The sequence below is a fragment of the Caballeronia sp. M23-90 genome (assembly GCF_053574605.1).
Genome location: NZ_JBSIPA010000182.1, coordinates 1 through 11,934, shown reverse-complemented (window position 1 = coordinate 11,934; position 11,934 = coordinate 1). Strand labels below are relative to the sequence as shown.

Genomic DNA, 11,934 nt, shown 5'->3' with positions numbered 1-11,934 from the left:
TCGTCGGCCAGATCGTGCTCGAGGTGCAACCGGCGCTTGTTGCGCTGCTCGAGCCGGCGGCAAACGCGGCGGGCGTCATATTGAAAAGCACGCTGACACCCCCTCCCGCCGACATTGACGCGTTCATCCCCCTGCTCAGCTTGCCGCTGGCGCTGGGTGTATCGAATACGGAAATGGTGCCGGCGCGCACGCCCTATCTCGTGGTGCCAGCCGCGTATCGCAAGAAATGGCGCGGGTCGCTCGGCGGCCAGTCGAAGCGCAAACTCGGCATTGCATGGTCGGGCCGGATCCAGCCCTGCGAGACGCGCTCGGCGCCGCTCGCGTTACTGGAACCTTTGTTCATGCTGGAAGGCATCGACTGGATCGTGCTGCAGCCCACGCTCACCACTGAAGAACGCGCGCTGCTGGACAAGCATCCGCGGGCGCGTTTCATTCAGCGGCTGGAAGACAAGCTGGAGAATTTCGCCGATACCGCCGCGATCATCGATCGTCTGGACGGCGTCGTATCCATCGATACCGCCGTCGCGCATCTAAGCGGCGCGCTCGGAAAACCGCTGTGGCTGATGCTGCCGTTCGCAGCCGACTGGCGTTGGGGTATCGACACACCTTCGAGCGCGTGGTATCCCAAAGCCCATCTGTTCCGGCAGGCGAAACCTGGCGCGTGGGATGGAGTCATCGAACGGGTGGCGAAGGATGTTGCAGCGTCTTCCTAGTGTCTCCGACACCAGCGTTTGCAACAAAAAACCCCTCGCCACGGCGAGGGGTTTTCGTTTCAGGCCACAGGTGACGGAAAGTCAGGCCGTCTTGTACTGATTGCGCGCTTCCGTTGAGCGGTAAAGCACCAGCGTCGCGATCAACCCGCAGATCGCCGCAAGCCCCATCCAAACGCCGGGCGCCGCCTTGTTGCCGGTCGCGTGAATCAGGTAGGTCGAGATGGCGGGCGTGAAGCCGCCGATCGTCGTTGCGAGGCTGTACGCAAGCGAGAAGCCCGTGGTCCGGACTTCGACCGGCATGACTTCCGTGAGCGCCACGACCATCGCGCCGTTATAGCTTCCGTACAGGAACGATAGCCACAACTCGACGCCGAGCAGACGCAGGAACGATGGATCGGCGACAAGCCATTGAACGGCCGGATACGACGTGAGAATGGTCAGGATCGTGAAGAACAACAGCACCGGGCGACGTCCGACACGGTCCGACACCGCGCCCGAAAGCGGCAGCCAGACGAGATTCGACAAACCGACGAACACCGTCACCACCAATGTATCGATGGAAGAAAGCTTCAGCACTTCCTTGCCGAACGTCGGCGTGTACGCCGTGATCATGTAGAACGACACGGTCGTCATGATCACCATGCCCATGCCGGCCAGCACGATGCCCCAGTTCGACGCCATGGACCTCATGATCTCGCTCATCGACGGACGATGTTTGCGCGCGAGGAACTCCTCCGTTTCCTGCAGCGAACGGCGGATGATGAACAGGAACGGCACGATCAGGCAGCCGATGATGAACGGCACGCGCCAACCCCAGGCGGTCATCTGGTCGGGCGGCAAGACCTGGCTCATGACCACGCCGATCAGCGCGGCAAACACCACCGCCACTTGCTGGCTACCCGACTGCCAGGAGCAATAGAAACCCTTGTTGCCCTTGGTCGCGATCTCGGACAGATACACGGACACGCCGCCAAGCTCCACGCCGGCCGAAAAGCCCTGCAGCAAGCGGCCAGCCAGCACGATGATCGGGGCCAGCACCCCGATGGTCGCGTATCCCGGGATCACCGCGACCAGCAGCGTGCCGATCGCCATCATGGTCAGCGTAAGAATCAAGCCCTTCCGCCGGCCGTGGTGATCGATATACGCGCCGAGCACGATAGCGCCGATCGGCCGCATCAGGAAGCCGGCGCCGAACACCGACAGCGCGAGCATCAGCGACGCGAATTCGTTGCCGCTCGGAAAGTACGTCTTCGCAATGGACGAGGCGTAATAGCCATAGACCATGAAGTCGTACATTTCAAGGAAGTTGCCGCTGACGACGCGAAATACCGACTTCGCTTTCGACTCGTTCACGGGCGTTGCATGTGAAGGGGTGGACATGTCTATCTCAAAGACTTTGACTAAAAACGCCGGCCGGATTGCTTGGACGGTGTGTGGCTCGACGCGGCGTGAAACGCTGGAAACCGATGCACTCGTTTGCGAGCTGCGTGGTGGCAAAACGCCGGATGCATGTGTAAGCTTCGCCGGTTGAAGACCGGCAAAAAATTCCTCGGCACGGCGCAAACGACCAAAAATAACTACACAAGGGTTAACCCTCGATATTTAACATCGTTATTTCGCTGATTGTCCGCGTCGCCAATCTTACAACGCGAACGCGAAACACGCTCATTCAAACTTCGCGTAATTGCTGCTAAAACAGCTTAACTTTATCTTTCATATGTCTACAAATAAGCTTACAAATTCGCAACAACCGACCGGATTCGTTTTGCAACTGGCGACATTAAAGGATGCGGCGCTTATAGCCGACATGCATGCAAGGAGTTGGGCAACTGCGTATCGAGGGATCCTGCCGGACACGTATCTCGATGACGAACTGACGGTGGATCGCGCCGCGCACTGGAGCACGCGCTTCGACGAACTTGCGAATGGCGCGGGCGAAGTGTTCATCGCGTACATCGGCGAGGAGCCGGCCGGGTTCGTATGCGTGATGGCACCCGATGAAACTGGCAGCGCGCTCGTTGACAACCTGCACGCCATGCCGAAAGCCAAAGGCACGGGGCTCGGCACCGCAATGCTCGAGCAAGCCGCGCAATGGGCGGCAGGTCACGGCGCGAAGAACTTGCACCTCTATGTGCTCGAGCCGAATGTTGCGGCAATCGGGTTTTATGAATCGCGTGGATGGCGTTTGGCGGGACGTGAAGATGACACGATGGGCGGCATACCTATCATCGCGCTGCGCTATACCCGGCCGATCGGCTGAGGTCTCCGGGTTTGCTTTGCCTTCATGGAATCGCTGGCGTAATCTCGTTCAACGCCTCTTGCAGGATGTAGCGCAACACGTCCCGCGTGCATTGGCGTGGCCCGTTGAAATGTACGTTGCGTCCGTATCATTCAGCGATGTTTCTTTCCTCCGAGCACCTTCCAACAATGGAACTAAGAAGGTTCTGAGCGACGCCAAAGCAGGCGCTGGGTATGATCGAGGGCTGTTCTGTGGCGGTCCGGCAAGGTGAAATATCTGTCACCTTCGCAGCAACATCCGGGCGATGTCCACACGGCTGCCCCGCGTGTTGTTTCGCTGAGCAGTCCTGACGCCCGCTTTCGGATATGAGAAAAAAATGAATGCTCCTCTGGTCGTTGTACAAGGCGATCTGCTTCTGCCAACCCTGTACCCGCTCGCCGGTATGCCCAACGCCGTCTATGGCGAAGAGTGGACGCTGAAGAGCGCGCGTCCAGCATTGACCGAATATGAAATTCCGTTTTACGCGGCGCGATTTCTCACGGCTTATGTCAGTCCGATATCGCTTCGCAACGAGCGTTTTCCATACACGCCGGCAAGTCTCTGGGGCAAGTTCAGACGCAATGATGAAATGCTGCAGACGGAGCAAACGGGCTTCGCCGCCGCGCCTGTTGATATCGCACCGGCCGCCCCGGAACCAGCATCGTTTGCATTCGAGCCATTCACCGCACCCGACGATCGCGTGGTCAAGACGCCACCTGCAAACGATCGTCGCAAACAGGTTGCCGGCGGTGCGATTGCGCTGGCTTGCGCTGCGTTTATCGCCTGGGCGCTGTTTGGCACGCGAATCGGCCATCAAAAGCCGGAACAAGCGGCCATGGTTGCGTCGAATGCAACGCCCGCGGCTGATGCATCAGCTGATGTCGTTGCTGCTGAACCGTCTGCAGTTTCTTCTGTGCCGCCTTCCAGCTCAGCTACCGTGTCTACTGCAACGTCCGGCTCTCATCCGGCTGAAGGTTCCTCCAAGCCTTCGGCTGTCGCCGCTGCGGCTCTCACTGCGTTGCAGACACCTTCAGCACCGCCGGCCACGACCGCTTCGACCACAACAGCCAAACCGTCGCCCAACACCGCTTCAGTCGCCAGCAACAGCGGAACGGCCAGCGCCGGCGACACGTCGGCACGGGTAACGAAACCGCAAGTCGTTGCGAAGACAAAACCGCTGGTGGTTGCGCAAGCATCCGAGCGCGGCCGCGCGAAGAGCCACGGCAAGAACAAGCGTTCAGCTGCGGTTATCCGCGAGGCGCGCAGCTACGAAGTCGTGCAGCGGCGCCACGGTCACGAATACCAGGGCACGCCCGTATATCGCAGCAGCGGGTTCGATGCGCCGCTGGCCTCGCCAGGTCGCCGCGCTCAGTCGCGCGACGACATGCGCACGGCTTCGTCGGGTTCTTCGCTCAGCGTGACCGAGATGTACAACATGCTCGCGCATTCGGCCGTCCTCGACGACAACAGCGGCGTCTCCCGCCAGACGGTGCGCGCAAGTTCAGTAGCCACGCCACGCTCGGGCTCAGGCGATTCATCGAACTGGAGTTCCGATATCAGCCAACGCCGTGTCACCGAACCAGGATCGCAATTCCTGAAGTAATCGCGCGCGAATGATCGTGCATCAACCAGACGGTTCCCTGGCGGCGAGGTGTGACGCGTTTTGAACGCGTCACACCTCGCGTCGATCCTCAATCAATCTAGAAGCCTCGCACTATGAAGTCCTGCTCCACCTCCGCCCTTCTGCAAGCGTTGTTTGTTGTTGTCATCGGGTTCGGCTCGACCGTGGTCAATGCTTATCAGCCCGTGGGCACGCTGCTTTCGGCAACGGGTCTGGCTGATCCCGTCCGTCCCGTACCCGCTTATGGTTCGATGGACGATTTCAAGGACGGCAGCGACGGCGCGGAGAGCGGCCAGGCGGCGGGGAACGTATCCGAACTCCGGCAAATGGTTCAGGCGAAGAAGCTTACCGAGTTGCGCGTCACGTACAACGGCAACTATGGCGCGGCGCTCTTTTTCTATCCGCAAGAGATGGTGTATTACGTCGCGCTGTTCCAGGACAAGAATTTCTGGCGCGTGGTGAAGTCGCAGGACAACATGCACGCAGAAACCGTCTACGCGCAGTTCGCGAGGAAGAGTTACGCGCTCGCCGAGGGCGAGATCCAGCGCACGCAATTGCAGGCGCAAAAGGCGCTGCTGGAGCGGGTGATCGCGGTATCGAACGATCGGGCGCAGCGGCTGACGGCAGACCTTTCCATTGCACGTGCGCAAGAAAGCGAAGTGTCGCAACGGCAACAGCAAATGCAGGCGGAATCAATGGCGTTGCAGAACGACAAATCCAATGCCGAGCGCCGTTTGCGGGCGCTGCAACAACAGGTCCAGCAGCTCCAGGATCAAAACGAAGCTGGGATCGTGCAGTAATTCTGGTTGCCGCATGAAGGACAAGGGCCGCTTCAACTGATGTTGAAGCGGCCCTTGTCGTTATAGCCTGATTTCGTTCAACGCCGATTCAGAAGCGCGTCTCACGTGCCACGCGCAGGAACGTATCCAGCAGCGGCGTGCAGTCCAGCAACTCGTCGCCACCCGCGCGATGAAACTCCGGATGCCATTGCACGCCCATCACGAACGGCGCGCGCCGGTAACGCACAGCCTCGATGATCCCATCCGCCGCCGATACCGCCTCGATGTTCAGATCGCGGCCAATCGTCTTCACTGCCTGATGGTGGATCGAATTCACGAGCGCTTCGCGGCGGCCCGGGAACATGTTGACGAGCGTCGAGCCATCGGGGAAACGAATCGGATGCCGATGCTGGTCGTATTGCTCATTGACATGGATGCCGGCGGTCGGGACATCGGTGGCAATGTCCTGATACAGCGTGCCGCCGAACGCCACATTGATGAGCTGGCAACCGCGGCACACGCCGAGCACCGGCTTGCCCGATTCGATGAACTCATGGAGCAACTCGAGCTCGTACATATCGCGCACACGGTCTCCCGGCCATTCGTGGCGCGTTGCCGCTTCCGCGTAGGACTGCGGCGAAACATCCGCGCCGCCTTGAAGCAACAGGCCGTCAAGATGCTTCGCGTAATCGCGCAAACGAATATTGCTCGGATGCAGCATGCCCTGATGCCCGACCGTGGGAATCATGAACACGAGCACATCGCGCGACATCACCCAATGCGCGATCGATTCTTCGAGGTATTGCAGCGTCTTGCCGCGCAGACCTTTGGCACCCGGTTCGGGATGAAAGATCCGCGCCGATACACCAATCTTCAACGTCCGCTGTGTGATGCGCTGTCCGGCGCGATCGAAGATCTGACGGGCGCGCGCCTTCATCACACGGCCGAACACCGACCATGCGGAATCGCTCTGCCGCAAGTACGCGGGCGGCGCTTGCTTGCCGGGCGGAGCTTCAGGCGGTATGGGAGGCGGATGAAACGTGCCGAAGTCAGGCGCGGCGGTAAATTCCGGAGGCAAGGCGCTGGCTCGCGGCGGGACGGTCTCCGAGTTGATCTCCACGGTTTCCGCGGCTTGCGCTTCAGTCGCGATCTCGACCTCTTCCGCGAGATTAGCGTGCGCTTCAGTCGCCGACTCGACCTCTTTCGCGAGGCCTGCATCTACAGTGGACGGCGCGTGAGCGGACACAGGCCTCGCGGCGTTCTCCTGTGCAAACGTGGCGCTCGCCGCCGACTTGCGCGCTTCGGCGGCATCGTCGCGCTGGGCCTTCGCTACGTCTACGGGCTCGACCGTCGACGCACTCGATGGCGCATCCGTCGACGCCCGCTCCGCCGCGCTGGCATCAGGCCCAGGCTCGGCAGCGGCGGGAACTTCAGTGCTTTTATGAGATGACGCGGACGGAACGGCCGGATCGGGATTGGGGATATGCGGACCGGAGCCCGTAGAACCCACGGTATTTTCGGGCTTGCCCGAGTTTGACGTCTTGTTTTCGCTCATTCCGATAGAGGCGCGATGCGCTTTGAGAATGGTCAGAGTTCAATTATCCGCCTCTGGTCCGGGGGCGGCAAACCATCAAACAATTGCTCACATTACCAGAGGAAAGAAACAATTCATGCTCATTAATGATCGCGAGGCTCTTCGAAAGTTTCTCGCAGTGCGATTTGCATGGTCGCGTGGATCTTCACGCACCAGCGCCACAACACGGTCAATAACAGCGCCGCGCAAACGAGCACCGCAATCATCAGGCCGAACGGCGGGAGAATCGCGCCCGACAGCACGGTGACCAGCAGGAAGACGCCGAACATCGCGAGAATCGGGATCAGCCCGGAAATGGCCGAGCGCAGCGCGCTCGTGAAGCGCCCGGCCTTCGCGGGCTGCACGCTCACTTCGGCGAGCATCAATGCAAGCGACTCGAGCTTTCGATAAACCGCGACAAGAAACGGCATCGACACCAGCAACGCCACGCTCCAGATGGCTACGCGCTGCGCGTCGTTGGTCGGCAGCCAGCGGGCGAGAAACGCTTTGGTGCCCGGCGCCGAGTACGAAGCGGCGAGAAAGATGGCGGCGACCAGCGCCAGATTGACCGCGATCTGCAGCACGATTCGCCGTGTCATGCTGAAGAGGGTTGGGCCGGCGGTATCGGGCGAAAGGCTTGCAAGCCATTGCGAATACAGCCCGAACGTATTGGCGACCGGAACCGGCATGGATTGGGCGATGCGCCGCGTGATGGGATCGGCGGCCTTGATCAGGTATGGCGTGAACAACGTGGTCAGCGCGGAAACCGCGACCGCGATCGGATACAGGAAGCTGCTGGTCACTTTCAGCGACACCCCCAGCGACGCGATGATGAACGAGAACTCACCGATCTGCGCCACGCTCATGCCGACGCGCATCGATGTACGCCCGTCGCGCCCGGCGAGGAACGTCCCGAGCCCGCACGACACGATCTTGCCGAACACGACCGCTATGGTGATGACGGTGATCGGCCACCAGTAATCGACGAGCACCCCCGGGTTCAGCAACAGCCCGATGGTCACAAAAAAGATGGCCGAGAACATGTCGCGAATCGGCGCGATCAGATGCTCGATGCGCTGCAGATTCCGCGATTCGGCCATGATCGCGCCGATCAGGAACGCCCCGAGCGCGATGCTGTAGTCCAGCTTCACGACGAGCAGACAGAAGCCGAAACAGAAGCCGAGCACGGTGACGAGCAGCATTTCATCGCTCTTGGCCTTGGCGACGTAATCGAGCGCGCGCGGCACGATCAGGATGCCGATCACCATCGATACCGTCATGAACAACAGCAACTTGCCGAGCGTCACGAACGCCACGCCCGCCGATACCGATCCGGTCTGCGCGATCCCAGAAAGCAGCACGAGCATGGCGATCGCAAGAATGTCCTCCACGATCAGAATGCCGAAAATCAGTTGCGCGAACGGCTCGCCCTTCATGCCGAGTTCCGAAAGCGCCTTGACGATAATCGTGGTCGACGAAATGGCGAGCATCGCGCCGAGGAACAGCGAGTCCATCGTATTCCAGCCGAACCATTGGCCGATTTCGTAGCCGATCCAGATCATCAGCAAGATCTCGGACGCGGCCGCCACGAACGCCGTGGCCCCGACCTTGAAGAGCTTCTTCAGGCTGAATTCGAGCCCGAGAGAAAACATCAGGAAGACCACGCCGAGTTCGCCGAGGGTCTGGATGGTGGCTTCGTCGTGGATAAGCTGAAAAGGTGGCGTGTACGGTCCGATGATCACGCCCGCCACGATGTATCCCAACACGACTGGCTGCTTCAGGCGATGAAACAACACGGTGACGACGCCCGCAATCGCCATGATGACCGCCAGATCTTGTATGAAGCCGATCGCGTGATGCATCCACAAATCCTTACAAATAGCACACAGGGATGCCGATAGTACCGCAACGAATATTTAGATTGATGACGGGAATGTACGGAACGAGGACAAAACAGGATGCGCAATCGACGAGGCCGATAACGATAAATGACGATTGCGACCGTCGACCGGCCGCACTTCAAAGAATATGACGGCCTGAAGCTGTGTCAGGCCGCCATTGAACGAAGCCCGCTCAGACGGCTGCTTCGTCCTCCTCGCCGGTACGAATGCGGATCACGCGCTGGACGTCGGTCACAAAAATCTTGCCGTCGCCAATCTTGCCGGTACGAGCCGCCCCGATGATGGCATCGATAACCTGATCCGTCTGCGAGTCCGCCACGACGACTTCGATTTTTACCTTCGGCAGAAAGTCGACGACGTACTCCGCCCCGCGATACAACTCCGTGTGACCCTTTTGACGTCCAAACCCCTTGACCTCGGTAACCGTCAGGCCGGTAAGACCGGCCGTTGCCAGTGCCTCGCGGACTTCGTCCAGCTTGAACGGCTTGATGACTGCGGTGATGCTCTTCATGGCGCGCCTCGTTTAAATGATGACGCCACATGCGTGGCGAGATGTGCGAATGGTAGATAACGAATTTCAAATCGATGCTTTGATTCTAGCCGCGTTTTCATGGTTCACCGCAAGCATCTCGCGCCAACGACTCGAAGAGCTCACCGCAATTCACCGATTTCGTCGGATTTCACGCGCAAATCTGGTGCAAACGGGTCATTCCGCAGGAATGTTCTTCAAATCGTTCATCCAGACGATGGATTCCGAGTCGCTCGGTGCACGCCAGTCGCCACGAGGGGACAGTGAACCGCCGGTACCAACCTTCGGCGCATTCGGAATGCACGAACGCTTGAACTGACTGGTCCTGAAGAACCGGTCCAGGAAGATGCCCAGATTGCGCTTGATGTCTTCGAGGTTGTACTGATTGCGCGCAACGTGTGCGCCTTCGGGCCACTCGCCTGCATCGCGATCCTTCCAGGCCGTGTATTCGAGGAACGCCACCTTGGACGGTGAGAAGCCGAAGCGCAGCGTGTAGTAGAGGTTGAAGTCCTGCAACTCGTACGGCCCGATCACGCTTTCGGTTTTTTGCTCGGGCTCACCGTTCGCTTTTCCTGGAACGAGTTCGGGACTGATATCCGTGTTCAGGATGTTGATCAGGACGTCCGACCCCGAATTGCCGATTTGCCCCGTCTCGGCAACCCATCGGACCAGATGTGTGATCAGCGTTTTCGGGACGCTGGCGTTCACGTTGTAGTGGGACATGTGATCGCCCACGCCGTAGGTGCACCATCCAAGCGCGAGTTCGCTCAGATCGCCCGTGCCGATCACAATGCCGCCCTTGAAGTTCGCAAGCCGGAACAGATGGTTCGTGCGTTCGCCCGCCTGTACGTTTTCGAAAGTGATGTCGTACTCTTCCTTGCCCGACGAATACGGATGCCCGAGGTCCTTCAGCATCTGCTCGCAGCTCGGCCGGATATCGATCTCGCTTGCGGAACAGCCGACCACTTCCATCAGTTGCCGCGCCTGGGACAGCGTCCGGTCGCTGGTTGCAAAACCCGGCATGGTCACGCCAAGAATGTTCGTGCGCGGCAGCTTCAGGCGGTCCATTGCTTTCGCGCAAACCAGCAGCGCGTGCGTTGAATCCAACCCTCCCGAAATCCCGATCACCACCTTCGAAATACCGCTCGCGGACAAACGCTGCACGAGCGCCTGCACCTGGATGTTGTAGACCTCGTTGCAGCGCTCGTCGCGGCGCTTGGCTTCCGACGGCACGTACGGGAAACGCTCCACGGCGCGATCGAGCGGCAGCGCGCGGTTCAGCGGCAGTTCCAGGCCGAAGCGGATGGTTTCGAATGCGGAAACTTCGTCGGCATGGCGGCGAACCGACTGGCCGAACGTGGTCTGGCGCATGCGTTCGCGCGAGAGACGCTCGAGATCGACATCGGCGAAAACGAGATGCGACGTGTCCAGGAAGCGTTCGGATTCGGCGAGCAGTTCACCGTTTTCGTAGATGATCGCCTGGCCGTCCCAGGCGAGATCCGTCGTCGACTCGCCCCGTCCCGCCGATGTGTAGAGGTAAGCCGAGAGGCAACGGGCGGATTGCTGCGAAACCAGTTGATGCCGATAACCCGCCTTGCCGACCACCACGTTCGATGCCGACAGATTCACCAGCACGGTGGCGCCCGCGAGTGCCGCGAACGACGACGGGGGAATCGGCACCCAGACGTCTTCGCAGATCTCCACGTGGAAACGGAACAGCGGCATGTCGGCGATTTCGAACAGCAGCGAAGAACCAAACGGCACGTCCGATCCCAGCAGGTTCACCCGGTCAACCGATGCGTTTTCCGCCGCGCTGAACTGCCGGGCTTCGTAGAACTCACCATAGTTCGGCAGATAACTCTTCGGCACGACGCCCTGGATCTTGCCGCCCGCAACCACGATCGCGCAGTTAAAAAGCGTGTGCTCCACACGCAACGGCATGCCGACGATCATTGCTACGGACAAGCTCTTCGATGCCGCCACCACCGTTGCAAGCGCCTCTTCGCAAGCGTCGAGCAAAGCGCGCTGGTGGAACAGGTCGTCGCAGGTATAGGCCGAGATCCCGAGCTCGGGGAACGCCACAAGGACGGCGCCGTTTGCCGCCGCCTGCTTTGCCAGTTCGATGGTTTCAGCCGCGTTGAAGGCCGGATCGGCGACCTTGCAGCGTGGGACGCCCACCGCCACGCGCGCGAAATCGTGGCTATAGAGATTGAAGAATCGATTTTTCATCTTGAGCTTGTCCATACGATGCCCCGCATTCGGGGGTCCTGTTCCGGCGCATGACGGGTTGAGGGTTATCGCCGTAAAAGCGAAAGCATTTCGACATGATGATAAGTCGAGTTGCAGTTTCCAGGCAGGTATTGGCGCTGACGTTAGCCATTTGGCCAGCTTTCGTGCGGATCCTTAAACCTTTTTACGGAAGGGTGTATGCGCTTCAAGTTCCTGGATGTGCTGGTCCATCGCGGCCGTCTCCTCGTCGAGGAACTCGCTGATCGCGTGCGCGAACCGCGGGTCCGCCACCCAGTGCGCGGACCACGTCA

Annotated in this window: 9 protein-coding genes and 1 pseudogene; 4 read left to right on the top strand and 6 right to left on the bottom strand. The window is 60.0% G+C overall.

Translation table 11 applies throughout. From position 1 onward, the window contains the following. Positions 1-713: pseudogene (locus ACRXB1_RS18495) on the top strand (tetratricopeptide repeat protein); the annotation flags it as partial. Positions 714-794: 81 nt separating this feature from the next. On the opposite strand, the gene tcuC reads toward ACRXB1_RS18495, so the two are convergent. Then, complete coding sequence (tcuC, locus tag ACRXB1_RS18490; RefSeq protein WP_062000943.1) at positions 795-2,093, bottom strand: MFS transporter; 1,299 nt, start codon at positions 2,091-2,093, stop codon at positions 795-797. A gap of 427 nt (positions 2,094-2,520) precedes the next feature. On the opposite strand from tcuC, the gene ACRXB1_RS18485 reads away from it, so the two are divergent. From ACRXB1_RS18485 to ACRXB1_RS18475, 3 genes are all read left to right on the top strand, one after another. After that, the gene (locus ACRXB1_RS18485; protein WP_449492805.1) at positions 2,521-2,973 is read left to right on the top strand and encodes a GNAT family N-acetyltransferase; all 453 of its coding nucleotides are present in this window, start codon (positions 2,521-2,523) and stop codon (positions 2,971-2,973) included. A gap of 355 nt (positions 2,974-3,328) precedes the next feature. After that, a complete protein-coding gene (locus tag ACRXB1_RS18480) occupies positions 3,329-4,594 on the top strand; it encodes a hypothetical protein (protein WP_449492804.1) in 1,266 nt (421 codons plus the stop codon). Between the two features lie 113 nt (positions 4,595-4,707). Further along, positions 4,708-5,412, top strand: a complete 705-nt coding sequence (locus tag ACRXB1_RS18475) for a DUF2968 domain-containing protein (RefSeq protein ID WP_075358863.1) — start codon at positions 4,708-4,710, stop codon at positions 5,410-5,412. Positions 5,413-5,500: 88 nt separating this feature from the next. Here the strand turns inward: ACRXB1_RS18475 and ACRXB1_RS18470 are convergent, their stop codons facing one another. The 5 genes from ACRXB1_RS18470 to ACRXB1_RS18450 all read right to left on the bottom strand — a co-directional run. After that, a complete protein-coding gene (locus ACRXB1_RS18470; RefSeq protein WP_449492803.1) occupies positions 5,501-6,946 on the bottom strand; it encodes a gamma-glutamyl-gamma-aminobutyrate hydrolase family protein in 1,446 nt (481 codons plus the stop codon). Positions 6,947-7,068: 122 nt separating this feature from the next. Further along, positions 7,069-8,826: a cation:proton antiporter gene (locus ACRXB1_RS18465; RefSeq protein ID WP_449492802.1), complete on the bottom strand. Its 1,758-nt coding sequence runs from the start codon at positions 8,824-8,826 to the stop codon at positions 7,069-7,071. Positions 8,827-9,037: 211 nt separating this feature from the next. Further along, positions 9,038-9,376 carry a P-II family nitrogen regulator gene (gene glnK, locus ACRXB1_RS18460; protein WP_062000047.1) on the bottom strand — a complete coding sequence of 113 codons (339 nt, stop codon included), beginning with the start codon at positions 9,374-9,376 and terminating at the stop codon, positions 9,038-9,040. Positions 9,377-9,571: 195 nt separating this feature from the next. After that, the gene (locus ACRXB1_RS18455; protein ID WP_075358882.1) at positions 9,572-11,623 is read right to left on the bottom strand and encodes an NAD(+) synthase; all 2,052 of its coding nucleotides are present in this window, start codon (positions 11,621-11,623) and stop codon (positions 9,572-9,574) included. A gap of 174 nt (positions 11,624-11,797) precedes the next feature. Further along, the coding region (locus ACRXB1_RS18450) for a peptidogalycan biosysnthesis protein (RefSeq protein WP_449492806.1) at positions 11,798-11,934 on the bottom strand (137 nt) is incomplete at its 5' end.